Genomic DNA, 22,856 nt, shown 5'->3' on the forward strand with positions numbered 1-22,856 from the left:
TCGGCAGCTTCTCCGAAAAAGCGTGGGCGGACCTATGCTTGGGTAGAGGCGACCTCGCCCTTTCGTCCAATCGACCATCGGAGCGCCTCAACCTAGCGTTCGCCCCACGGTTCGGCGGGTTCGCGAGAGCCTCCAGGCCGAATTTCCTCCCCGCCTCGCTAGAGAGCCGACCATGAAACTCTACTATGTCACCGGCGCCTGCAGCCTCGCCGATCGGATCGCGTTGGCTGAGGCCGGCATCGCCTGCGACTTCATCCGCGTGGATCTGCACACCCGCACCACCGAGGACGGCGCCAGCTTCGACGCGGTCAACGCCAAGGGCTACGTCCCTGCCCTGGTGCTCGACAGCGGCGAGATGATCACCGAGAATATCGCCATCCTGTCGTGGATCGCCGAGCAGTCGCCGGGCCTGCGTCCGGAGGGTCCGTTGGGCTGGTTCCGCCTGCTCGAGGCCACGGCCTACATCTCGACCGAGATCCACGGCGGATTCAAACCGTTCTTCCATTCCGGCTCTCCCGACGAGAAGGCCCGCGCCGCCGCAGAGGTCAGCAAGCGCCTGGGCTACCTCGCCGAGAGCATGGACAGCGATTTCCTCCTGGGGCCGAACCTCAGCGTCGCCGACGCCTACCTGTTCGTCATGCTGACCTGGGCGCGCCGCAACGAACTGCAGATCCCGCCCCGCCTGGAGGCCTTCTACCGGCGCATGATTTCGCGCGAGACCGTCCGCACGGCGCTGGCCCAGGAAGGGCTGGAGGCCTTGGCGGCCTGAGGCGCGGGCGGCCAGGAGCCTGCGGGCCGCCCGTCAAACCCCGGACCGGCCGCCACAGCGGGACGGTTCGGGGTCCCTCGTTGAACTGCGGTGGCGCCCTATACGCGAGGATAGCCCGCCCTCGCCCTTTCACCCAATCGACCCACGACCGCTCCCGGTCCTAGCCTTCGATCCTCGGTTCTGGATCAGCTTGAGGTAACGGACATGAAGATCGTGGTGGTTGGCGGCAGCGGCCGGATCGGCGAGAAGCTGGTCTATAATCTTCGCCAGGACGACTACAGGGTTCTCGAAGCCTCGCCGACCTTCGGCGTGAACACCATCACGAAGGCCGGCCTGGAACGGGCGCTGGACGGCGCCACTGTGGTCGTCGACGTGACCCAGTCGCCGTCCCTGGACGGCCCCGACGCCAGGGCGTTCTTCGAGGCCTCGGGCCGCAACCTGCTCGCCGCGGGCCTGGCCGCCGGGGTCCGGCACCACGTCGCCCTGTCGATCGTGGGCACGGACCGGCTACAGGACAGCGGCTACTTCCAGGCCAAGAAGATCCAGGAAGACCTGGTCAGAGCCTCCGGTCTTCCCTTCACGATCCTGCGCTCGACCCAGTTCTTCGAGTTCATCACGGGCGTGGTGCAGAACGGCACGGATCGTGACGTGGTGATCTCGCCCGCCCTGGTCCAGCCGATCGCAGGCGAGGACGTCGCCGAGGCCCTGGCCGACATCGTCCTGAGCCCGCCGCTGAACCGAACCACCGAGGTTGCGGGCCCGGAGCGCCACCATCTGGACGACCTGGCGACCCAGGTCCTCACCGCCTACGAGGACACCCGCCGGGTCACCGCCGACGTCCATGCCCGCTATTTCGGCGCGGAGCTGAACGATCAGTCCCTGCTCCCCGGCGACCAGCCGCGCATCGCCCCGACCCGTTTCTCCGACTGGCTGCGCCAGAGCCTGCAATCGCCGGCGCCGGCGGTCCTTCACCCCAAGCGGAAGGCTTGAATCCCATGAAGATCATAGTCACGGGCGGCACGGGCGTCGTCGGATCCAAGGTCGTCGACATCCTGACGCGCCAGGGCCACCAGGTCACGGCCGCTTCCCAGCGGACGGGCGTCAATGTCATCACCGGCGAGGGCCTGGAGGAGGCGCTGGTCGGCGCCCAGGTCGTCGTCGATGTCGTCAACTCGCCAACCTATGACGAAGCCACAGCCATGCGGTTCTTCGAGACCTCGAGCCGCAACATCCTGGCGGCGGCGGCGTCCAACGACGTGCGCCATTACGTGGCCCTGTCGATCGTCGGCACGGAACGGCTGGCGGAGAATGGCTACTTCCGCGCCAAGCTGATGCAGGAGGCTGTGATCAAGGCGTCCAGCGTGCCATTCACGATCGTCCGTTCCACCCAGTTCTTCGAGTTCCTGGACAGCGTGGTCGAGGCGGCTGCTCGCGGCCAGGAAGTCCGCCTGCCGCCGGCCCGCGTCCAGTTCATCGCCGCCCAGGACGCGGCGGGCGCCCTGGCCGACACCGCCAATCGCACCCCCATGAACGACACCCTCGAGGTCGCCGGTCCGGACCCCTTCCGACTGGACGATCTGGCGCGGCGCTATCTGGCCGCGCGCGGCGACGCGCGACGCGTAACGGCCGATCCGCAGGCGCTGTATTTCGGCACGCTCCTCAACGACGAGACCTTGATCGCGGGCGCTGTCCCGCGGTTTGGCCACACCGAATTCGACAGTTGGCTGCGGGAACGGACCGCGGCCGCCCCCTCGCAATCCATCAGGACATACACGCCGTGACCGACGTCGCTCCCACCACCCAGGCCCAGCTGCGGGCGCATTTTCCGGACCTTCCCCAGTCGCCTCTGATCGACCGGGCCTTCGACTACGCCCGCGACCGCTGCCCCGCCTTCCTGTTCAACCACGCCGCCCGCTCGTGGATGTTCGCCGCCAAGCTCGCCATGCTGGAGGATGTCGCGCACGACGCCGAGATCCTGGCCGTATCGACCCTGCTGCATGACCTGGGCTTGACCGAACACGCCGTGGGCCCCAACCGCTTCGAGGTCAACGGCGCCGGCGTCGCGGCGACCTTCGTGCGCGAACAGGGCTTCGATGACCGGCGCGCGCAGCTGGTCTGGGACAGCATCGCCCTGCATGCGACGCCGTCGATCGGCGTGTTCAAGGAGCCCGAAGTCGCGCTGTGCGCGCGCGGCGTCGGCGCCGACTTCGGGACGCCCGATAACGACCTGCTGGGCGCCTCGGCGATCGCCTTGGCCGTCGCCGCCGCGCCGCGGCTCGACATGAAGCGCAGGTTCACCGCTTGCGTCTGCCACATGGCCGAGACCAAGCCGGAGACCACCTACCCCACCTTCATTCGCGATTTCGGCGAGCGGCTGGTCCCCGGCTACAAGGCTCCGTCCTGGGTCGACGTGATCGCCAACGGCCCCTTCAGCGAATAGGCCCGTACAACCGCCCCGACGGGACAGCCCTAAGCTTGGCGCAAAAATAACCCCGCCCGAAGCCGATCTGGCTTCGGGCGGGGTCTTTGGCGTTCTGAAGGCTAGTCCGCGGCCATGGACTCGTTGAGCCAGTCCTCGAACGTGATTTCCCCAAGGACCGAATCCGGACCAGGCGTCAGGGATCTGTCGTCCAGCGCGGCGCCGAAATAGAGCGCCTGGGGGTCGGCCACGACCTCGCGCGGATCCTGCTGGGCGTCCAGATATTGCTCGGCGAACGTGTCGAGGCGGAAGCTCTCGGGGCCGGCCACCTCGATCGTGCCGTTGACCGGCGGGCTCACCACCACCTTGGCCAAGACGGCGGCGACGTCGTCGGCCGCGATCGGCTGGATCTGGACCGGCGGCAGACGAATGGCGTCGCCGGCGGCCGCCGAGTGGACGATGCCGCCGACGAACTGGAAGAACTGCGTCGAGCGCAGGATCGTGTAGGGCGTCGGCGAGGCCTTGATCAAAGCCTCCTGAGCCAGCTTGGCGCGGAAATAACCGCTGGCCTGCAGGCGTTCGGTTCCCACCACTGACAAGGCGACGTGATGCTTGACCCCGGCGACCTGCTCGGCGGCCAGGAGGTTGCGCCCCGCGGTCTGGAAGAACGCCATGGCCGCGTCGTCCTCGAACGACGGCGAATTGGCGACATCGACGACAACGTCGGCCCCGGCGAGCGCCTCGGCCAAGCCCTCGCCGGTGAGTGTGTTGACGCCGGTGTTGGGCGCGGCGGCGATCACCTCCTGGCCCAAGCGGGACAGGTTGCTGACGGTCTTGGACCCGATAAGTCCGGTCCCGCCGATGACGACGATCTTCATGTCATATCTCCTCGACTATTGTCGCCGAAGAATAATATGGGCATCGAGAAGAGCGCCACGGATCGACTTTAGTCAAAACGTATGGGGCGAAACACCCGCCGGGTCATCCAGTTGTGCGAAAGATGCATCCAGGGCGCCGATAACTATATTTGCGGATCGATTTACGTCCTTTGGCGTAAGGAGAGGCGTACTTCCAGCGATGTTTTCGGTGAAACCTATACTCGCGAGCGACCGGGGCTAGGCAGGACGCCACCCGACCTGTCCCGGCGGCCGGGCCGCCCTATGCCCGAGGCCTAGTCCGGCGGACTTCGCGAACGGTGGTCGCCATCCCGCCGGGCTCGGCATCCTTGGGGCTCTTCAACTCCACCCAAGGACCAGACATGACCCCGCGCTTCGCCCCCTTCAAGATCGTCACGGACCTGACCAACGCCCTGCTGGTCGTCGAAAAGGCCCTGGCCGAGACGAGCATCGAAACCAGCCTCGCCGACCTGGTGAAGATCCGCGCCTCGCAGATCAACGGCTGCGCCTTCTGCGTCCACATGCATGTCACCGCCGCCAAGGCCCACGGCGAAACCGACATGCGCCTGTTCCTGCTCGACACCTGGCGGGAGTCGCCGCTGTTCACCGATCGTGAGCGCGCCGCCCTGACCTGGACCGAGTCGCTGACCAAGATCGCCAAGACCGGCGCCCCCGACGCCGACTACGCGCTGGTCAAGAGCCAGTTCACGGAGGTCGAGATCGCGACCCTCTCGGTGATGATCGGCCAGATCAACACCTGGAACCGTCTGCAGGTGGCCGCTCGCGCCGTCCACCCGGTCCAACCCGCCGTCGCAGCCGCCTAGGCGGCGTCACGAGATCCGAAGCCCGCCGCTTCGGAGATCCGCGGAGACGGCAGTCCTCCCTCCCCCCAGGACGAGACGCCGCTCTCCGTGCGCGCCTGGGCTCGTCGCCCCCGACGAGCCCAGGCGCGGCCGCCGGCCCGCCGGCTCTTGAAAGGGACCATCATGCTGAAATCCACCTGTATCGGCCTGGCCGCCCTGCTCGGTGTCTCCGCCCTGGCCAACGGCGTCTTCATGCTGCTCGCCCCGCAGGCCTGGTATTTCGCCGTGCCAGGCGTGACGACGACGGGGTCGTTCAACCAGCACTTCCTCCGCGACATCGGCCTGATCTTCCTGTTGATCGGCGCGGGCTTCCTGGCTGGCGCGTTCCAGCCTCGCCAGCGCCTCCTCCTCTGGGCCGTCCCGACGATCTGGCTCACGGGCCATGCTCTGTTCCACTTCTGGGAAGTGGCGGTCGGCATCTGCTCGGCTTCGGTCATTCCTCGTGATTTTCCGGCGGTGACCCTGCCGGCGATCCTGGGATGGCTGCTGACGGCCTGGGCGTTCCGCACCCAGACGACGGAGAAGGCGGCATGACCCCGGAGTCAGCAACCTTCACCCATCGGACGCCGTTGCGCGGCGGCGACGCCTCGACCGCCTCCGTGGTCGCCGACCTGATCCAGGCCTCGCTACGGGCCGCCGAGACCCGGAGTTTCGCAAACCAGGACAATGGGTGGACGAACGGCGAACCGGATCCAGACAAGGACCGCCGACGCGCCCTGCCTCGCGGCGCGGTGTTGGCGCCCTGGCGCATGAAGAAGATCGATCGCTTCATCGCGGAAAACCTCGATCGCAAGCTGAGCCTGGAGGTCCTGGCGCCGTTGGTCAGGCTGAGCTGCAGCCATTTCGCGCGCGCCTGCAGGAACACCTTCGGATTGTCGCTGCGCCAGCTGGTCCTGCGCCGCCGCATCGAACGCGCCCAGGCGCTGATGCGCGACACGCTGACGCCGCTCAGCCAGGTCGCCTTGGCCTGCGGCTTCGCCGATCAAGCCCATTTCTCGCGGCTGTTTCGCCAGACCGTCGGGACCACGCCACGCCAATGGCGGCGCGACAATCTCGCCTCCAGCCTCACCTCAAGGGACGCATCATGAACCCGCAAGACCACCACGCCTCGCGCCGCGTCGTCGTGACCGCGGGCCTGGGCCTGGCCGCCGCCGCCCTGACCTCGAACGGCGTCGCCCAGGCCATTCCTCTCCCTCCACCCCAACCAGCATCAGGAACCAAGACCATGGGCAGCGGCTACGTCACCACCAAGGACGGCGTTCAAATCTTCTACAAGGACTGGGGTCCAAAGACCGCCCAGCCGATCGTGTTCCACCACGGCTGGCCGCTGAGCGGCGACGACTGGGACAACCAGATGCTGTTCTTCCTGTCGCAGGGCTTCCGCGTCATCGCCCATGACCGCCGCGGCCACGGACGCTCGACCCAGACCGACGTCGGCAACGACATGGACACCTACGCCGCCGACCTCGCGGTGGTGACGGCGCACCTGGACCTGAAGAACGCCATCCACGTCGGCCACTCGACCGGCGGCGGCGAAGCGGCGCGCTACGTCGCCCGTTATGGCGGCGGGGGCCGGGTGTCCAAGGTCGTACTGATCGGGGCGGTGCCGCCGATCATGGTCAAGACGCCGGCCAATCCGGGCGGCCTGCCGATCGAGGCGTTCGACGCTCTGCGCACGGCCGTGGCCACCAATCGCTCCCAGTTCTACCGGGACCTGCCTTCGGGTCCGTTCTACGGCTTCAACCGCCCCGGCGCCAAGGTCAGCCAGGCCCTGGTCGACAACTGGTGGCGCCAGGCCATGATGGGCGGCGCCAAGGCCCAGTACGACTGCATCGCGGCCTTTTCGGCGACCGATTTCACCGACGATCTCAAGACGATCGAGGCGCCGGTGCTGCTGATGCACGGCGACGACGACCAGATCGTGCCGATCGCCGACGCCGCCCTGGTGGGGATCAAGCTGCTGAAGAAGGGCGCGCTGAAGGTCTACAAGGGCCTGCCGCACGGCATGGCCACGACCCACGCCGAGATCATCAACCCTGACCTGCTGGCCTTCCTCAAGAGCTGACCCCGCAGGTCAGGTTGACGCCTCCCGATCGATCGGGAGGCGTCAACCGCCGAACGGCGCGTCGCGGGCGACCGGCAGGATCACGCGAAAGATCGCGCCGCCCTCGGGGTGGTTCATCACGCCGATCCCGCCGCCGTGCTCGGCGATGATCGACTGGCAGATCGAAAGGCCGATCCCCATGCCCGTGTCCTTGGTGGTGAAGAACCCGTCGAACACGCAGTCCAGGTCCGCCTCGGCGACGCCTGGCCCGGAGTCATGGACCGACAGCGTCACGGCGTCGGCCGTGTCGACATCGATCTTCAGCGCGATGCGGCGCTCGTGAGCGTCGGCCTGCGCGATCGCCTGGATGCTGTTGACCAGCAGATTGACGACCACCTGCTGCAGCTGCACCCGATCTCCGACCACCGGCGGAAGCTGGTCGGCGTCCGCGCGCAGCAGGGTGATCCCCCGCGCGTCGAGGTCGTGGCGCACGAAATGAACGGCCTCGTCGGCCACCTCGGCCAGGTCGAGGACCAGGCGCTCCGGCTCCTGCTTGACCGCCATGCTCCGCACGCGCTGGATGATGTCGTTGGCGCGCCGGGCGCTCGCCGCGATCCGCGCGATCAGCTCGTTCACCTTGGCCAGGTTCGGCTCCTCCCGCACCAACCATCGCAGGCTGGTCTCGGCGTTGGTGACGATGGCCGCCAGCGGCTGCTTGACCTCATGGGCGATCGACGTCGCCAGCTCCCCCAGCATCGAGACGCGCGCGGCGTGCGCGAAGTCCGCCTGCAGACGGCGCAACTGGGCTTCCGTCCGCAGGCGCTCGGTGATGTCCTCGATGGTGATGAAGGTGGTGTCGAGGTGTTCCGGCGGCGCGGGATAGGTGACCGAGAACACCACGTCGCGGACCTGGCCGTCGAAGGTCGCCATCTTGGCCTGTTCGACATAGTTTCGCCGTCCCTCGAAGAGGGCGACCATCACGCGCTTGGCCATCTCCGGAGTCGCGGCGAACAGATATCGGACCGGCCCGATCAGGTCCGTGGCGGTGTCGGCCCCGAACAGGGCGACGGCCGCTCGGTTGATCTCGGTGACCAGGACGATGTCCTGGGCGATCTCCACCAACTCCGGATGGGCGTCGAGATAGGCGGCGATGTCGGTCACGCCCTCGGCCCGAAGGCGCTCGAAGACTTCGCCGGCGCCCCGCGCGTCCACGTACCAGAGGGGCGTGGGCGTATGGTGGATCAGCATCCGGAAACGGTCCTCGCCCGCCTGCCGCGCCGCGATCGTTCCTCGGGCGACCTCATCGCGATCATTGCCGGAAGGGGTCGGGACCGGCTTTTTCCATTCCTGGTTCCAGCCGCCGCGCGCTTCCACAGCGGCGGGATCCGAGCCCGACAGGCGCCACGCCATCGCCTAGGGCCGCCTTTCGCGCAGATCCTCGGGGATCGCTTCCCAGGCGCGGATCAACTCGCCGACCGAGTTCGCCTGCATCTTCCGCATCACATTGCTGCGGTGAAGCTTTACCGTGATCTGGCTGATGCCGAGGTCGAAGGCGATCTGCTTGTTGAGCCGGCCTCGCGCCACCTCGGCCAGCACCTGGCGCTCGCGCGGCGTGAGCATGGCCAGCAGGTCGAGATGGCGCCTGACGGCGGTCGCGTTCGCCCGCTGCGCCAGGTCCCGTTCGATCCCGGTCGTCACCGCGTCGAGCAGCGTCTGGTCCCGCACCGGTTTGGTGAGGAAATCGACGGCGCCGGCCTTCATCGCCTGGACCGTCATGGGAATGTCGCCGTGCCCCGTCAGGAAGATGATCGGCTTGGGATCGCCGCTCCGCGCCAGATGATGCTGCAGATCCAGGCCGCTGGAGCCAGGCATCCGCACGTCAAGGATCAGGCAGCCCGGGCGGTCGACCTCTCCAGACTCCAGCCACTCCCGGGTCGAGGCGAAGGTCGCGGCGTCGATCCCCACCGATTCCAGGAGCTCGGCCAGGGCCATCCGCACATCCGGGTCGTCGTCGACGATCCGGACCAGCGGGCGCTCCGCCGAGCCGGCGTCAGCGGGCGTCGCCGAGCCCGGGGGCTGATGTCGCAGCACCTGATTCATCCTTGTTCCCTCTGGGCTAACACGGCCATTCTCCACGGAAGACTCGTGGGCGGCGCCCCTGAAGCGGTCGGTGGCGCGCCCCGGATCGAGGGATGTTCGCCCCCCTAACTTGGGGCTACCATCACACCCTCTCCCGGCGGCAAATACGTGTTCACCCTCGCGGCTTGGGAGTTCAGGGGGGAACGGCAGGGCCAGCTTTGCGATTGATCAGGGCGATTTTCATCGCGGTGCTGCTGTCGCCGCCCGTCGCGGCGGTAGCGGCCGACCCGCCCCGGCGCCTCGCCCACTACACGCACCAGCGCTGGACCGAGGAAGGCGAAGCGCCGGCTCCGGTGCTGGCGATGGCGCAGGGACGGGACGGCTTCCTCTGGCTCGCGACCGGCGAAGGACTGTTTCGCTTCGACGGGATCAGCTTCGAGCCTATCGTCGCCGAAGACGGCGACGAGCGTCACGATCTGCCGACCGCGCTGCTCGTCGCGCGCAACGGCGACGTCTGGACCAGCTTCGGCCGGTCGCGCCGGTTCGCCGTCTATCGCGGCGGCAAGCTGCGCGTCCTGAGCACGCCGCCCGCGCCCGATCGGGTGGCGGCGCTCGCCGAGGGCAAGGACGGGACGATCTGGGCCTTGACCGCCAAGTTCGACGCCGAGCTGCTGCAGCTTCGCAACGGGCAATGGCGGTTGTTCGACGCCGACCAGGGGCTGCCGCGCGACGACGCCCTCAGCCTGTTGGTGGCGATCGACGGCACGGTCTGGATCTCGCTCTGCAATTCGGTCGTCCGATTGCGTCCGGGGGGCGAGCGGTTCGAAACCGTGCGGATGACCCCGCGCGCGAACGGAATGCTCTCGCAAGACCCCGAGGGCCGGATCTGGCTGTCCGAAAAGGCGGGGAGCTATCCGCTCACCGGGCCCGGCGGGCGCGGTTCGCCGCCGCCTCTCCGCTCGCCCTACCATACCGACGACTCGCTGATCCGCGGCGCGCCCATGTTCGATCGCTCGGGAAACCTCTGGATCGCGATGCGCTATCGGGGCGTGCAGCGTCTGGCGGTAGCCGCCGCAACGGGCTCGCCCTCGTCAGGGCGTCCGGTCGCCCGGGTCGAATCCTTCCGCGGTCGTGACGGCCTGTCGTCGGACGTGACCACCCAGGTCCTGGAGGACCTGGAGGGCAATATCTGGATCGGCACCGAAAAGGGCTTGGACAAGTTCCGGCCCGCGACCTTGCGATCCGAGCCCGAGCTGACCGATCCCGCCGCGTTCGGCGACAAGCTGATGACGGCCTCGGACGGCAGCGTCTATATCGGCCAGGCTCGGACGGTCTATCGCGTCCCGCCAGGCGGCGACCCCGAGCCCATCCTGCGCGACGTCCGCGAACCGCAGAGCCTCTGCGAGGCGCCGGACGGCGCCATCTGGATCGCGTTCGCTACGCGCATCGCCATCTGGAAACGGGACCGTCCCCTCAGGACCTTCGCCCGCCCCGACACCGACAGCATCGTCTACGACTGCGCTTTCGACAGACGGGGCGACTATTGGATCTCCGCGGCGGCCGGCGGCCTGCTCCGCTATCGGCGTGGACAGTGGGCGGCGATGGTCGAACCGCCTGGCGCTGGCCGTCCCCAGCCCATGACCATGGTCCGCGACGCCCAGGGACGCCTGGTCGTCCAGTGGACCGACCGCAAGCTGACCTGGATCGACCAAGCCGCGCGCGCGGTCGCGCCCCTGGATGTCGGCGCCGGTGAGGCCACGGCCCTGACGCTCTATCCGACCTCAGACGGCGACCTCTTCGCGGCCGGCGCCTTCGGCCTCTCCCGCTTCCGCCTCGGGCGCGTGGAGACCATCTGGGCCGACCAGACGTCGCCCTACAGTCGCATCAGCGGGATGGTGCGAACGCCGGAGGGCGATACCTGGATAGCCTATCCCAGGACCCTGGCGCGGATCGGCCCACAGGACCTGGAGCGCGCCTTCGCCGCCAAAGCCTTTCCGCCAGCCGGGCTTTCCCTGGGTTTCGGCGATGGCCTGAGCAGCCGCCCCCATTCGCACACCCAGCGCTCCCTGGTTCAAGGCGGCGACGGACGATTGTGGGTCGCCACCGAGACCGGCGTTCTGTGGATGGATTCCAAGCGCATCGCGCGGACCCACCGGCCGCCGGGCGTCGCGATCAAGTCGCTCACCGGCAACGACCGCCTCCACCGGGATCCCGGCTTCCTCAAGCTCCGAGCCGCGACGTCCAATGTCGAAATCGACTACGCGGTTCTGAACTTCGCCGACCCCAAGCAGGTCAGCGTCCGCTACAGGCTCGAAGGTTTCGACGAGGCGTGGATCGATCCTGGTCCACGCCGACAGGCCTTCTACACCAACCTCGGTCCCGGCAAGTATCGCTTCCGGGTGATCGCCGCCAACAACGAGGGCGTCTGGAACCGGACGGGCGCCGCGGTCGAGTTCGAGATCCCGCCGACCTTCCTGCAATCGCGCGGGTTCCTCGCCCTGTGCCTGGGCCTGGCGTTCGTCCTCCTCTGGCTGCTCTACCGTCTTCGGGTCGCCCAGATCGGGCAGCGCCTCCGGGTCGGGCTCGAGGCGCGGCTGGGCGAGCGCGAGCGCATCGCTCGTGAGCTGCACGACACGCTGTTGCAAAGCGTCCAGGGCCTGGTGCTCCGCTTCCAGTCGGTCGCCAACAAGATGCCTCCCGGGGACCAGTCGCGAGACCTGCTGGAATCCGCGCTCAAGCGGGCCGACGACGTGATCGTCGACGGACGCAACCGGGTGCGCGACCTTAGGATCGCCGAAAGCCCGAGCGACCTGCGCGCTGTCCTCGAGGAGGCCGTGGCCACGGCCGGGTTCGATCCGCCGATCGCCGTCCGCATCGTGTCCGACGGCGCGCCGCGGGCGGTGCATCCGCTAGTCTCGGCCGAGATCGGCCGGATCGCCGGCGAGGCGCTGTTCAACATCGCGCGCCACGCCAAGGCCAGGGCGGTCAAGATCGCGATCAGCTTCGCCGGACACCAGTTGAGCGTCCGGATCCGTGACGACGGCGTCGGCATCCCCGAGGCGGTGATGGCCACGGGGCACAAGCTCGGCCATTTCGGCCTCGTCGGCATGCGGGAACGCGCGCAGAGGATCGGCGGCGTCTTGACCATCGAAAGCCAAGCGGGCGCGGGCACGGAAGTGGCCGTGAAGTTGCCCGCCAGACTGGCCTTCGCGGACAAGACGCCAGGCGGGTGGCGGCTGTCCTCGTTGTTGCGTCGTTTCAGGAGTGCGTCCGTTGTCTGACCCGAGTCCCAATCCGATCCGCGTCCTCGTCGTCGACGACCACCCCATCCTGCGCGAGGGCGTCGCCGCGATCCTCGAAGACCGGGCCGACATGGTGCTGGTCGGCGAGGCCCGGGACGGCGTCGAGGCCATCGTGCGCTTCCGCGAGCTGCTGCCGGACGTCACCCTGATGGACCTGCAGATGCCGGGCATGGGCGGCGTCGAGGCGATCAAGGCGATCCGCGCCGAGCACGCGAGCGCCCGCATCGTTGTGCTCACCACCTATGACGGCGACGCCCAGGCGGTGCGCGCGCTGAAGGCGGGCGCGACGGGCTATCTCCTGAAGAGCAGCCTGCGCACCGAAATGCTGGACGCCATCCACGCCGTGCATCAGGGCCGCCGCTACCTGCATCGCAACATCGCCGACGAGATCGCCATGCACATCGTCGACGACGCTCTCAGCGACCGCGAGGTGGCGGTCCTGCAACTGGTCGCCGTGGGGAAGGCCAACAAGCAGATCGCCTGGGAGCTCGGGATTTCGGAGGAGACCGTGAAGGGGCACCTGAAGGCCATTTTCACCAAGCTGGACGTGTCCGACCGCACCCACGCGGTCACCGTGGCGGCCCGCCGGGGGATCATCGAGCTTTAGCGCCGCAGCTCTGAGCGCCGCTATCTTTGCGAACGCCGGGTCCTGGGCCGCGACATCACCAGGATCAGTCGCTCTTTTCCTCGGGGCCGCCGGGGCGGCGCTTGCGCCAGGACGTCTCGATGTGCTCGCGCATCGCGCGGGCCGCCCCCTCGGAATCGCCGGCCACGATGGCTTCGTAGACCCGCTTGTGCGCTTCGTGGGTCGCCCGCACGTGATCGACGTTGAGCCGTCCGCTATAGCTGTAGGTCTTCACGGCCTTGCTCTGGACGCTGTCGATGATCGCCTTGCTCAGCCGGTCGCCGGACATCCGCATGATGATGTCGTGGAACAGGACGTCCTCGTGGACATAGGCCGCCGGCGTGTCGATCAGCCCCTCCAGCTTCTCGATTTGCCGGCCCAGCTGGGCGGCGGCTTCGGGGGTGATGTTGCGCGCGGCCTTGCCGGCCATGCTGGCCTCCAGCGACGCGCGGATCTCCGACAGGTTGTCCAGATAGCTCAGCCCGTCCTCGCGGCGGAAAAGCGCGCTGAGGATCATCGGGTCGAGCAGGTTCCAGGACGAGGGATCCTGGATAATGGTGCCCCGCCCCTGCTGCGACACCACCAGCCCCTTTTCCGTCAGGGCCGTCGTCGCCTCGCGCACCACCGTGCGGCTGACCTCGTACATGTCGCATAGGACGTTTTCCGGCGGCAGGGCCGAGCCGGACGGATAGATTTCGGTGACGATCGCGTTGACCAGGTCCTCGACCACCGCGGCGGCCAGCCGAGGGCGACGCGCGGTTCTCGGGCCCGGGACGTTCGTCGAAGCTGTCATGACCACCGCTTATCCCGCTGCCCTGTCCTAGGTCGCTATCGTATCACAATGCGAGATTCGAGACGCGCCCTGCCTCTCGTGAGCCCGCCGCCGACCCTCAGTCAAGGGTTGCAATGCGATAATTCATCATACATATTATGTGATCAAGGGGCTCAGGCCCAGACCGATGGGCCAAGAGACCACCCCATGAAGATTACCGGCCACCGCAGCCTGACGACGATCCACGACTGGGGGCGGCCCGTGGGCGACGTCAACGGCGTGGTCGAGGCCGGTGTGACCGAAGTGCCGATCCTGCTGCTCGAGACCGACGGCGGCCTGACCGGGGTGGGCCTGGGCCAGCACGCCGACATCGACCGCGTGTTTCCCGCCGTCGAGGGCGAGGATCCGCGTGCGGTCACCGCCCTGTACGACCGCATGCTGGCCCATGTGTTCAAGAGCGGCCACGCCGGAGCGACCTACGGCGCCATCGCCGCGGTGGACATGGCGCTGTGGGACCTGAAGGCCAAGATGGCCGACGAGCCGCTGTGGCGCACGCTGGGCGCGCGCAGCCGCTTCGTTCCCGGCTACGCCTCGGGCCTGTGCTACGGCCTGGAGGACGACGCGTTCCAGGCGCACTACGCCTTGTGGGCCGAGCGCGGCTTCACCGGCGCCAAGATCAAGGGCGGCCGCGACGTGGAGCGCGACGTTCGCCGCCTGGCGATGGCCCGCGACATCCTCCGCCGCAACACCGAGCGGCCAGCCATGATGCTGGACGTCAACGAGTGCTGGAGCCGTAAGCAGGCCGTGCGCCACATCAGCGAGATCGAGGCGCGCGTCGACCTGACCTGGGTGGAGGAGCCCCTGCGCCGCTGGGACGCCGAAGGCCACGCCATCGTCAGCCGAGCGGTCAGGGCGGCCATCGCGACCGGCGAGAACCTGACCGGCCTCGACCAGTTCACGCCCCTGTTCGAGGCCAGGGCGGTCGACATCGTCCAGACCGGCAGCGTCTGGGGCGTCACCCACTTCAATCGCGTCGCCATGGCGGCCCACGCCCACAACCTGCCGGTCTCGCCGGTCGGCTACGACGCCAATCCGATCGCCCATGCGGCGGCGGCGGCGCCGAACATGGTCGGCATCGAGATCCAGGACTTCAACTTCCCCCTCGGCCTGGACGTGGATCAGCAGATCATGGACGGCGGCCTGGTCCTGGGCGACCGCCCGGGCCTGGGCGTCGTGGTCGACGAAGCGGCGATCGCCGCCAACCGCTTGAGCGGGACATGGTCCAGGCCGGGAGGCCCCCATGTCCGGCCCAGACGCGCCGGCCTGGGCCTGGTCCCCAACGGCCGCGCCGCCACCGAACGATAAGACGTCGCAAGACGCGATCGAGGAACGAACAGGATGATCAGCAACAGGCTCGGCGCGGAAGGGCCACGCGTCTCGGCCCTGGCCCTGGGCGCGGCCTCGCTGGGCGGCGTCTATCAGCCGGTGTCCCAGGCCCAGGCGAACCTGGTGGTGGCCGCGGCGCTGGAGGCCGGGGTCAACCTGATCGACGTGGCGCCCTATTACGGGGCGACGCGGGCCGAAACCGCGCTGGGCGCGGCCCTGCGCGGCGTTCCGCGCGACGACGTCGTGCTGATGACTAAGGTCGGCCGCCAGGGCGACAAGTCGTGGGACTTCTCGCGCGAGGCCGTCCTGCGCAGCCTGGACGAAAGCCGCCGGCGGCTGGGCGTGGACCGGATCGACGTCCTGCAGTGCCACGACATCGAGTACGGCGACCGCCAGCAATTGCTGGACGAGGCGCTGCCGGCATTGCGCGAGCTCAAGGCCCAGGGCGTGATCGGGCGGATCGGCGTCACCGGCTACGACCTGGCCCTGCTGGAAGAGATCGCCCTCGCCGAGGCGGTCGACACGGTGATGGCCTATTGCACCTACACCCTGCAGGACCAGCGCCTGGCGCCGGTCGCCCGACGCCTGGCGGCGCAGGGCGTGGCGGTGTTCAACGCCTCGCCGCTGGGCATGGGGCTGCTGACAGCCGACGGACCGCCCGACTGGCACCCGGCCCACGACCGCGTCCGGGACGCGGCGATGGCGGCGGCGCGGCGCTGCCGGGCGCTGGGCGCGGACCTGTCGTTCGTCGCCCTGCAGTTCGCGCTGCAGACGGCGGCGCAGGCCGGCGTCGTCTCGACCGTGGTCGGCATGTCCAGGCCCGAGACCCTCCGTCAGAACATCGCCGCCCTGACGACGCAGATCGACCCGGCGGCGCTGGCCGCCGTCCAGGACGCCCTCGCGCCGGTGAAGGACCTCGGCTGGGACCTGCTGCCGGGCCATGGCGGCAAGGCGGGCGCATGATCGACGCTCACCTGCATCTGTGGGACCCTGGCCGACTGGACTACGACTGGCTGCAACACGTCCCCTCCATCGCGGGCCGGCAGGACCCGCAGGACTGGGCGGCGCAACGAACCGGTGTGCGCCGGGCCGTCTTCGTCCAGGCCGACTGCACGCCCGGCCAGGCGCTGGACGAGGTCGACTGGGTCGCGGGCCTGGCCCACCCCGACCTGGAGATCCTCGGCATCGTCGCCTTCGCGCCGCTGGAACTGGGCGAGGCGGTCGCACCGCATCTCGACGCCTTGTGTCAGCGCCCGAAGGTTCGCGGCGTGCGGCGCTCGGTCCAGAACGAGACCGACGCCTTCATCGCCGACCGCCGCCACCTCGACGGCCTGGTCGTCGCCGCCCGCCACGGCCTGACGATCGACCTCTGCGCCCGAGACCGCCAGTTGCCGCTGCTGGTCGGCGTTCTGCACAGGCTGTTCGAGCGCCAACCCGACGCCCGCGTGGCGCTCGACCATCTGGGCAAGCCCGACATCGCCGCCCACGCCGGCGACATCGACGGCGCCCGCTGGGCCGACAGCCTGCGGGTCCTGGCCGGCTTTCCGAACCTGTCGGCCAAGATCTCGGGCCTGACGACCCAGCACCGCTGGCCCGGCGGGCGGGACGAGGCCCTGCGCCCCTATATCGACCACGCCCTGACCTGCTTCGGCCCCGAGCGCCTGATGTTCGGCGGCGACTGGCCGGTCGTCGACCTGGCCGGCGGCTACGCCCGCTGGCGCGTTGTTTTCGACGCGGCGACCGCCGCTCTTCCCCCGCGCGACCGGCTTCGGATCGAGTCCGGAACCGCCACCGCCTTCTATGCCCTGGCGCCGGAGCGCCCGCAGGAGACGCTCCCATGACCTTCGACACCGCCGTGCCCGTCGCGACCACGGCCGGCGCCGGCCGCAGGCGCCTGCAGCTGTCGCTGATGGTCAACTTCTTCCTGCTGATGGCGCTCTACAGCGGCGTGCTGGGGGTGCTGCTGCCCAACCAGATCGCCGCCCTGAACCCCGGCCAGAAGGCCAACAACCTGGCCCTGATGTTCGCCGTCACCTCGGTGTTCTCGACCCTGACCACGCCGATCGCCGGGGCCTTGTCGGACCGCACCCGCACCCGCTGGGGTCGGCGCTCGCCCTGGATCGCGATCGCCTCGCTGATCGGGTCGCTGTGCCTGTTCGGCGTCTCCTGGCAGACCAGCTTCTGGTCGCTGATGGTCCTGTGGGTGATGGCGACCGTGGCCTACAACTCGATGCAGCCGGCCATGACGACGGTGATCGCCGACCGGTTCGCCCCGGAGACGCGCGGCGTGGTGTCGGGCGTCGTCGGCGCGGGCATGACCGCCGGCCTGACCGCCGGCACGGTGGTCGCCGGCTACCTGGCCGGGGCGCGGGTGCTGGCCTATGGCCTGTTCGCCGTGGCGATCGCCGTCTCGTGCCTGGCCTTCGTGCTGATCAACCGCGAACTGTCCAGCGCCGACGCCCCCGCCCGCCCGTTCTCCTGGAAGGCCTTCGCCGCCAGCTTCTGGATCAGCCCCAAGGACCATCCGGACTTCGCCTGGGCCTTCGCCGGACGCTTCACGGTCTATATGGGCTACCAGGCGGTGGCGGCCTATCTGCTGTACATCCTGCGCGACTATATCGGCCTGTCGGACGCCGGCTCCAACCTCGCCATCGCCAACCTGGCGATCCTGACCCTGGTCTGCCTGATCGTCTCGTCCCTGGCCTCGGGCTTTCTTTCCGACCGCCTGCAGCGGCGCAAACCGTTCGTCGTGGCCGCGAGCCTGATCATGGGCTGCGCCATGGTCGCGCCGCTCGCCCTGCCCAACATGACCGGCATGTGGATCTACGCCGGCGCGATCGGCGTCGGCTACGGCATGTTCATGTCGATCGACATGGCCCTGATGACCCAGGTGCTGCCCAAGACCGCGGTCGGCGACGAGGGCAAGGACCTGGGGGTGCTGACCACGGCGGTGAACATCCCGCAGATCCTCAGCCCGGTCATGGCCGCCGTGCTGCTGCACCTGTTCAACAACAACTACGCCGCCATCTTCATCGCCGCGATCCTGTTCGTCTTCAGCTCGGCCTTCCTGGTGGCCCCGATCAAGTCGGTGCGCTGATCCTCAAAATTCATAAGATGTATGATGATAATTTGACATACGTCTTATCCAGAATTAGCGTCGGGATAAGGCCGGTAAACCGGCCAGCGGGGTAGAAACGACAGGATCCGAGGATGTCCACCAAGACCACCATGCTGGCCGCCACCGCGCTGGGCCTGATCGGCGCCTGGGCGCTTCCCGCGACGGCCAGGGCGCAGGACGCCCCGCCCGGTTCCGCCCCGAGCGCCGACACCGTGGAGGCGGTCGTCGTCACCGGCATCCGCGCCAGTCAGCAGCAATCGATTGACATCAAGCGCCAGGCCGTCGGGGTCGTGGATTCCATCGCCTCGGAGGACCTGGGCAAGCTGCCCGACCAGAACGTCGCCGAGTCGCTGCAGCGCATCGCCGGCGTGACCATCGAGCGCAACCGCGGCGAAGGCCGCTATGTCTCGGTGCGCGGCTTCGGCCCCAAGTTCAACGCCGTCACAGTCAACGGCCGCACCCTGGCCACCGACAACAACGGCCGCGAGTTCTCGTTCGACGTGCTGCCATCCGAGATCATCTCCGGCGCCGACGTCTACAAGTCGCCGCAGGCCAACATCAACGGCGCCTCGATCGGCGCGACCATCGACGTGCGCACCCTGCGTCCGCTGGAACAGCGCAAGCCCTTCAGCCTTGCCGGCTCGGTCGGCTCGACCTGGGCCGAACTGCGCGACACCAACAATCCCGAGGCCTCGGGCGTCGTCAGTTGGCGCAACGAAGACCGCACCCTGGGCGCGGCCCTCTCGGTCTCCTATTCGAAACAGAAGGTGCGCGACGACGAATTCACGATCGGCGCGGGCCACGTGCACCGCTCGAGCACGGACTCCTACTACAATCTGGCCGGCGTTCCCGGCGGCCGCATCGGCCCGGGCGTCGCGCCATTCAGCAACGTCTCGATGCCGTCGAACCTGTCGCCGTTCTTCTTCGAACGCGACAAGAAGATGACGGGCCTGAACGGCGTGCTGCAATACAAGCCGACGGACCGCCTGACCGTCAGCCTGGACGCCCTCTACGCCAAGGCCGACATCATCGAACAGCAGACCGGCCTGGCCTACGACTTCGCCGGCGGGTCGCTGGTCGAGCAGATCGTCCAGGGCGGCGAGGCGGTCTACCAGCGCTACCAGGGCGGCTTCGTCGACCAGATCATCCAGTACGACCACCGCAAGGTCACCACCGACCAACTGGGCCTGAACATCAAGTGGCAGGCCACCGACGACCTGACGATCGCGTTCGACGCCTCGACCTCCAAGGCCGAACGCCGCGGCAAGGAAGACAGCGACTTCACCACCATCCGGCGCAAGAACGTCGACACCTGGTTCGACCGGCGCGGCGGCAGCCCGATGTATTCCTACGGCTTCACCAGCCCGACCTACGCCGACGCGCCGACCAACCCACAGGGCGTCACGGCCCACTACTACATCTGGGGCGGCGGCTCCGACGTCGACGACGAGATCAAGGAATACAAGGTCGACGCCGCCTGGAAGCCGCCGGGCGCCGTCTCGGTCAGCGCCGGCTTCTCGGCCCAGAACCGCACCAAGACCATCACCTCCAACGAGATGCCGTTCGGCGAGCAGTGCGCCTATTGCGACTCCAACCAGCTCCTGCCGACCACGCTGTTCCAGCCGACGAACCGCAATTTCTTCAACGGCCAGTACGGCGACAAGATCATCCACGACTGGCTGATCTACGATCCCCGCGCGCTGATCCTGCAGGTCAAGGAGTACGCCACCCGCGACGGCAAGGCGTTCAACCAGGCCGTCTACTCCCCGTCAGGCTCGTCGGTGGTCGATGAGAAGGTGCTGCTTGGCTACCTGATGACCGACATCAAGACGGACCTGGGCTCGATGCCCCTGGCCATCAATCTGGGCGTCCGGATCGAGGACACCGACTACACCTCGTCGGGCGCCTCGCGCACGGTGACCAGCGCCAAGCCGAACGGCGCGGGGCAGAACATCATCACGGTGTCGCCGGTCGTCCCCGTCAGCTTCGACGGCCACTACACCGACATCCTGCCGTCGGTGAACGCCCGGCTGAACCTGACCGACGACCTGATCCTGCGCCTGGCCGCCTCGCGCGTGATGACCCGTCCGACCCTGTCGGACCTGTCGCCGCGCCAGTCCATCCAGACCAACCCCGGCAACGAGACGATCAAGCGCGGCAACCCCGACCTGCAGCCGTTCCGCGCCACCCAGATCGAGGGCGGCCTGGAATGGTATTTCGACGACCTGTCGCTGCTGTCGGTCGCGGCCTTCTACAAGAACATCGACTCGTTCGTGACCCTGGTCACCACGCCCCAGAAGGTCGACCAGGTGACCTTCCAGGTCACCGTGCCCGACAACGGCGACGGCGCGGTGGTGAAGGGCTTCGAGCTGGGCTACCGCCAGGTGTTCGGCCGGCTGCCCGCGCCGTTCGACGGCCTGGGCGTGCAGACCAGCTTCACCTACGCCGAGTCCAACGCCAACTACACCAACACCGTCGCCAACGTGTCGTACGGCTTGGAGGGGCTGTCGAAGTACTCCTACAGCCTGGTCGGCTTCTACGAGAAGGGGCCCATCCAGGCCCGCGTGGCCTATACTTGGCGCGACAAGTTCCTGCAGGTCGCCTCGGGCCGTAACGGCGAGCCGGAATATTTCGACAGCTACGGCCAGCTGGACGTCGGGGCGTCCTACAACGTCACCGACCACTTCACGGTGTTCATCGACGGCCTGAACCTGACCGACGAAGACGAGTTCATCTATTCGGTCACGCCCGACCGCACCAAGGAGTTCCGCACCACCGGCCGGCGCGTCGCCGGCGGGGTCCGTGTACGCTTCTAGATCCCCTTCCCTCCTGCCGATCAAGGCCGCCGCACCACGCTCGTCGTGGTGCGGTTTTTTCTTTTGGCCGATCGGCGGACGGCCTTGACGCATAGGCCTGAGGTCAGTAGCAAACATAATACGTCTTATGTTTTGGATGGATCGATGAGGCTCGCGGGAAAGACGGCGCTGGTGACAGCGGCGGCGCAGGGGATCGGCCGGGCGACCGCGGAGGCGTTCCAGAGCGAGGGCGCGACCGTGATCGCCGCCGACATCCGCATCGAGCCCCTGGCCGACGCCGAGGACCTGATCGTGCGCCGGCTGGACGTCACTGACCGCGAGGCGATCCGGGCGATCGCCGAGGAGTTCCCGCAGGTGGACGTGCTCTACAATTGCGCTGGCTTCGTCCACGCCGGCACGATCCTCGACTGCGACGAGGACGACTGGGCGTTTTCCAACAGCCTGAACGTCACCGCCCATTACCGGATGATCCGCGCCTTCCTGCCGGGCATGATCCGGGGCGGCGGCGGATCGATCATCAACATGTCGTCGATCGCCTCGTCGATCAAAGGCGTGCCCAACCGCTTCGCCTACGGGGCGACCAAGGCGGCGGTGATCGGCCTGACCAAGGCCGTGGCCGCCGACTTCGTGGGCCAGGGCGTCCGCTGCAACGCCATCTGCCCCGGCACGGTCGAGACCCCGTCCCTGCTGCAGCGCCTGCGCGACACCGGCGACTTCGACAAGGCCTATGCGGAGTTCACCGCCCGCCAGGCCATGGGGCGCTTCGGCCGCGTGGAGGAGCTGGCCGCCCTCGCCGTCTACCTGGCTTCGGACGAGTCCGCCTTTACAACGGGTACCGCTAACGTCATCGACGGCGGCTGGGTCAACTAGGCCCAGGACAAGAGGGATACACCATGAAACTGCTCCGCTTCGGCACGGCCGGCCAGGAAAAGCCCGGCGTTCTGGATCCCCAGGGCCGGGTGCGCGATCTCAGCGGGGTGGTGGCCGATATCGACGGCGCAGCCCTGTCCGACGAGTCGCTGGCCCGGCTTCGCGCCCTGGACCTGGACGCCCTGCCCCTCGCGCCCGAAGACGTGCGCTACGGCCCCTGCGTGGGCAAGGTCGGCAAGTTCCTGTGCATCGGCCTGAACTACGCCGACCACGCCGCCGAATCCGGCCTGCCGATCCCGGACGAGCCGGTGCTGTTCACCAAGGCCATCTCGGCGATCACCGGCCCGAACGACACGGTGCTGAAGCCGCGCGGCTCGACCAAGCTGGACTGGGAAGTCGAGCTGGGCGTCGTCATCGGCAAGACCGCCAGCTATGTCAACGAAGCGGACGCCGAGGCGCACATCGCCGGCTATTGCGTGATCAACGACGTCTCCGAGCGCGCCTTCCAGATCGAGCGCGGCGGCACCTGGGACAAGGGCAAGGGCTGCGACACCTTCGGTCCCATCGGTCCCTGGCTGGTGACGCGCGACGAGGTCGCCGATCCGGCGAACCTGAAGATGTGGCTGACCGTCAACGGCAAGACATTCCAGAACGGCTCCACCGCCACGATGATCTTCAAGCCCGCCTTCATCGTCGCCTACGTTTCGCAGTTCATGACCCTTCACCCCGGCGACGTCATCTCCACCGGCACGCCTCCCGGCGTGGGACTGGGACAACGGCCGGAGGTCTATCTGGACGTTGGCGACGTGATGGAGCTGGGCATCGACGGCCTGGGCCAGCAGCGGCAGGTCGTCGGCCAGGCCTGAGCTTCGCGGCTCAGGCCACCGAAGCCGGCCA

General features: G+C 68.2%; 21 protein-coding genes. 17 read left to right on the top strand and 4 right to left on the bottom strand.

Annotation, left to right across the window (positions count from 1 at the left end):
* The first annotated feature begins 172 nt into the window (after positions 1-172).
* The 4 genes from J2X41_RS10140 (at position 173) to J2X41_RS10155 (ending at position 3,209) form a co-directional block, all read left to right on the top strand.
* Positions 173-769, top strand: coding sequence for a glutathione binding-like protein (locus tag J2X41_RS10140; protein WP_310081586.1), 597 nt, complete (start codon positions 173-175; stop codon positions 767-769).
* 204 nt (positions 770-973) lie between these two features.
* Positions 974-1,759 carry an NAD(P)H-binding protein gene (locus tag J2X41_RS10145; protein WP_310081588.1) on the top strand — a complete coding sequence of 262 codons (786 nt, stop codon included), beginning with the start codon at positions 974-976 and terminating at the stop codon, positions 1,757-1,759.
* A 5-nt stretch (positions 1,760-1,764) separates the two neighbouring features.
* Positions 1,765-2,550, top strand: a complete 786-nt coding sequence (locus J2X41_RS10150; RefSeq protein ID WP_310081589.1) for an SDR family oxidoreductase — start codon at positions 1,765-1,767, stop codon at positions 2,548-2,550.
* Complete coding sequence (locus J2X41_RS10155) at positions 2,547-3,209, top strand: hypothetical protein (RefSeq protein ID WP_310081590.1); 663 nt, start codon at positions 2,547-2,549, stop codon at positions 3,207-3,209. Before J2X41_RS10150 ends, J2X41_RS10155 begins: the two co-directional genes overlap by 4 nt.
* A gap of 101 nt (positions 3,210-3,310) precedes the next feature.
* Here the strand turns inward: J2X41_RS10155 and J2X41_RS10160 are convergent, their stop codons facing one another.
* Complete coding sequence (locus J2X41_RS10160) at positions 3,311-4,066, bottom strand: SDR family oxidoreductase (RefSeq protein WP_310081591.1); 756 nt, start codon at positions 4,064-4,066, stop codon at positions 3,311-3,313.
* A 380-nt stretch (positions 4,067-4,446) separates the two neighbouring features.
* Here J2X41_RS10160 and J2X41_RS10165 point away from each other — a divergent pair, with 380 nt between their 5' ends.
* The 4 genes from J2X41_RS10165 (at position 4,447) to J2X41_RS10180 (ending at position 7,012) form a co-directional block, all read left to right on the top strand.
* On the top strand, positions 4,447-4,908 hold the full coding sequence (locus J2X41_RS10165; RefSeq protein WP_310081593.1) for a carboxymuconolactone decarboxylase family protein: 462 nt from the start codon (positions 4,447-4,449) through the stop codon (positions 4,906-4,908).
* Positions 4,909-5,070: 162 nt separating this feature from the next.
* On the top strand, positions 5,071-5,481 hold the full coding sequence (locus J2X41_RS10170; protein ID WP_310081594.1) for a hypothetical protein: 411 nt from the start codon (positions 5,071-5,073) through the stop codon (positions 5,479-5,481).
* The gene (locus tag J2X41_RS10175; RefSeq protein WP_310081595.1) at positions 5,478-6,035 is read left to right on the top strand and encodes an AraC family transcriptional regulator; all 558 of its coding nucleotides are present in this window, start codon (positions 5,478-5,480) and stop codon (positions 6,033-6,035) included. The genes J2X41_RS10170 and J2X41_RS10175 overlap by 4 nt, the downstream gene beginning before the upstream one ends.
* A 137-nt stretch (positions 6,036-6,172) precedes the next feature.
* Positions 6,173-7,012: an alpha/beta fold hydrolase gene (locus J2X41_RS10180; RefSeq protein ID WP_404979923.1), complete on the top strand. Its 840-nt coding sequence runs from the start codon at positions 6,173-6,175 to the stop codon at positions 7,010-7,012.
* A gap of 42 nt (positions 7,013-7,054) precedes the next feature.
* Here J2X41_RS10180 and J2X41_RS10185 read toward each other — a convergent pair whose 3' ends face one another.
* Together J2X41_RS10185 and J2X41_RS10190 are read right to left on the bottom strand one after the other, a co-directional pair.
* Positions 7,055-8,401 (bottom strand): ATP-binding protein, encoded by a 1,347-nt coding sequence (locus J2X41_RS10185; protein WP_310081597.1) that lies wholly within the window; start codon positions 8,399-8,401, stop codon positions 7,055-7,057.
* Between the two features lie 3 nt (positions 8,402-8,404).
* The gene (locus tag J2X41_RS10190) at positions 8,405-9,091 is read right to left on the bottom strand and encodes a response regulator transcription factor (RefSeq protein WP_310081598.1); all 687 of its coding nucleotides are present in this window, start codon (positions 9,089-9,091) and stop codon (positions 8,405-8,407) included.
* Between the two features lie 203 nt (positions 9,092-9,294).
* Here J2X41_RS10190 and J2X41_RS10195 point away from each other — a divergent pair, with 203 nt between their 5' ends.
* Together J2X41_RS10195 and J2X41_RS10200 are read left to right on the top strand one after the other, a co-directional pair.
* On the top strand, positions 9,295-12,351 hold the full coding sequence (locus J2X41_RS10195) for a triple tyrosine motif-containing protein (protein ID WP_310081599.1): 3,057 nt from the start codon (positions 9,295-9,297) through the stop codon (positions 12,349-12,351).
* A complete protein-coding gene (locus tag J2X41_RS10200; RefSeq protein WP_404979916.1) occupies positions 12,344-12,979 on the top strand; it encodes a response regulator in 636 nt (211 codons plus the stop codon). The genes J2X41_RS10195 and J2X41_RS10200 overlap by 8 nt, the downstream gene beginning before the upstream one ends.
* Before the next feature lie 64 nt (positions 12,980-13,043).
* Here the strand turns inward: J2X41_RS10200 and J2X41_RS10205 are convergent, their stop codons facing one another.
* Positions 13,044-13,790 carry a FadR/GntR family transcriptional regulator gene (locus tag J2X41_RS10205; protein WP_310081601.1) on the bottom strand — a complete coding sequence of 249 codons (747 nt, stop codon included), beginning with the start codon at positions 13,788-13,790 and terminating at the stop codon, positions 13,044-13,046.
* 186 nt (positions 13,791-13,976) lie between these two features.
* On the opposite strand from J2X41_RS10205, the gene J2X41_RS10210 reads away from it, so the two are divergent.
* The 7 genes from J2X41_RS10210 to J2X41_RS10240 all read left to right on the top strand — a co-directional run bounded on the left by J2X41_RS10210 (position 13,977) and on the right by J2X41_RS10240 (position 22,825).
* Positions 13,977-15,134, top strand: a complete 1,158-nt coding sequence (locus J2X41_RS10210; protein ID WP_310081602.1) for a mandelate racemase/muconate lactonizing enzyme family protein — start codon at positions 13,977-13,979, stop codon at positions 15,132-15,134.
* A 33-nt stretch (positions 15,135-15,167) separates the two neighbouring features.
* Positions 15,168-16,118 carry an aldo/keto reductase gene (locus J2X41_RS10215; protein WP_310081603.1) on the top strand — a complete coding sequence of 317 codons (951 nt, stop codon included), beginning with the start codon at positions 15,168-15,170 and terminating at the stop codon, positions 16,116-16,118.
* The gene (locus J2X41_RS10220; RefSeq protein WP_310081604.1) at positions 16,115-16,996 is read left to right on the top strand and encodes an amidohydrolase family protein; all 882 of its coding nucleotides are present in this window, start codon (positions 16,115-16,117) and stop codon (positions 16,994-16,996) included. Before J2X41_RS10215 ends, J2X41_RS10220 begins: the two co-directional genes overlap by 4 nt.
* Positions 16,993-18,252 carry an MFS transporter gene (locus J2X41_RS10225; protein ID WP_310081605.1) on the top strand — a complete coding sequence of 420 codons (1,260 nt, stop codon included), beginning with the start codon at positions 16,993-16,995 and terminating at the stop codon, positions 18,250-18,252. The genes J2X41_RS10220 and J2X41_RS10225 overlap by 4 nt, the downstream gene beginning before the upstream one ends.
* Before the next feature lie 113 nt (positions 18,253-18,365).
* Positions 18,366-21,089 carry a TonB-dependent receptor gene (locus tag J2X41_RS10230; RefSeq protein ID WP_310081606.1) on the top strand — a complete coding sequence of 908 codons (2,724 nt, stop codon included), beginning with the start codon at positions 18,366-18,368 and terminating at the stop codon, positions 21,087-21,089.
* A 144-nt stretch (positions 21,090-21,233) separates the two neighbouring features.
* Positions 21,234-21,959, top strand: coding sequence for an SDR family oxidoreductase (locus tag J2X41_RS10235; protein ID WP_310081607.1), 726 nt, complete (start codon positions 21,234-21,236; stop codon positions 21,957-21,959).
* Between the two features lie 23 nt (positions 21,960-21,982).
* Complete coding sequence (locus tag J2X41_RS10240) at positions 21,983-22,825, top strand: fumarylacetoacetate hydrolase family protein (RefSeq protein WP_310081609.1); 843 nt, start codon at positions 21,983-21,985, stop codon at positions 22,823-22,825.
* Positions 22,826-22,856 lie beyond the last annotated feature (31 nt).

The sequence above is a fragment of the Caulobacter sp. BE254 genome, from assembly GCF_031457295.1.
In the GTDB taxonomy this organism is placed as follows: Bacteria; Pseudomonadota; Alphaproteobacteria; order Caulobacterales; family Caulobacteraceae; genus Caulobacter.

What these genes read in the sequence shown, in the direction of transcription:
- J2X41_RS10140 (WP_310081586.1), top strand. Translation starts at nt 173, where the DNA reads ATGAAACTCTACTATGTCACCGGCGCCTGCAGCCTCGCCGATCGGATC.
- J2X41_RS10145 (WP_310081588.1), top strand. Translation starts at nt 974, where the DNA reads ATGAAGATCGTGGTGGTTGGCGGCAGCGGCCGGATCGGCGAGAAGCTG.
- J2X41_RS10150 (WP_310081589.1), top strand. Translation starts at nt 1,765, where the DNA reads ATGAAGATCATAGTCACGGGCGGCACGGGCGTCGTCGGATCCAAGGTC.
- J2X41_RS10160 (WP_310081591.1), bottom strand. Translation starts at nt 4,066, where the DNA reads ATGAAGATCGTCGTCATCGGCGGGACCGGACTTATCGGGTCCAAGACC.
- J2X41_RS10165 (WP_310081593.1), top strand. Translation starts at nt 4,447, where the DNA reads ATGACCCCGCGCTTCGCCCCCTTCAAGATCGTCACGGACCTGACCAAC.
- J2X41_RS10170 (WP_310081594.1), top strand. Translation starts at nt 5,071, where the DNA reads ATGCTGAAATCCACCTGTATCGGCCTGGCCGCCCTGCTCGGTGTCTCC.
- J2X41_RS10175 (WP_310081595.1), top strand. Translation starts at nt 5,478, where the DNA reads ATGACCCCGGAGTCAGCAACCTTCACCCATCGGACGCCGTTGCGCGGC.
- J2X41_RS10180 (WP_404979923.1), top strand. Translation starts at nt 6,173, where the DNA reads ATGGGCAGCGGCTACGTCACCACCAAGGACGGCGTTCAAATCTTCTAC.
- J2X41_RS10185 (WP_310081597.1), bottom strand. Translation starts at nt 8,401, where the DNA reads ATGGCGTGGCGCCTGTCGGGCTCGGATCCCGCCGCTGTGGAAGCGCGC.
- J2X41_RS10190 (WP_310081598.1), bottom strand. Translation starts at nt 9,091, where the DNA reads ATGAATCAGGTGCTGCGACATCAGCCCCCGGGCTCGGCGACGCCCGCT.
- J2X41_RS10205 (WP_310081601.1), bottom strand. Translation starts at nt 13,790, where the DNA reads ATGACAGCTTCGACGAACGTCCCGGGCCCGAGAACCGCGCGTCGCCCT.
- J2X41_RS10210 (WP_310081602.1), top strand. Translation starts at nt 13,977, where the DNA reads ATGAAGATTACCGGCCACCGCAGCCTGACGACGATCCACGACTGGGGG.
- J2X41_RS10215 (WP_310081603.1), top strand. Translation starts at nt 15,168, where the DNA reads ATGATCAGCAACAGGCTCGGCGCGGAAGGGCCACGCGTCTCGGCCCTG.
- J2X41_RS10220 (WP_310081604.1), top strand. Translation starts at nt 16,115, where the DNA reads ATGATCGACGCTCACCTGCATCTGTGGGACCCTGGCCGACTGGACTAC.
- J2X41_RS10225 (WP_310081605.1), top strand. Translation starts at nt 16,993, where the DNA reads ATGACCTTCGACACCGCCGTGCCCGTCGCGACCACGGCCGGCGCCGGC.
- J2X41_RS10230 (WP_310081606.1), top strand. Translation starts at nt 18,366, where the DNA reads ATGTCCACCAAGACCACCATGCTGGCCGCCACCGCGCTGGGCCTGATC.
- J2X41_RS10235 (WP_310081607.1), top strand. Translation starts at nt 21,234, where the DNA reads ATGAGGCTCGCGGGAAAGACGGCGCTGGTGACAGCGGCGGCGCAGGGG.
- J2X41_RS10240 (WP_310081609.1), top strand. Translation starts at nt 21,983, where the DNA reads ATGAAACTGCTCCGCTTCGGCACGGCCGGCCAGGAAAAGCCCGGCGTT.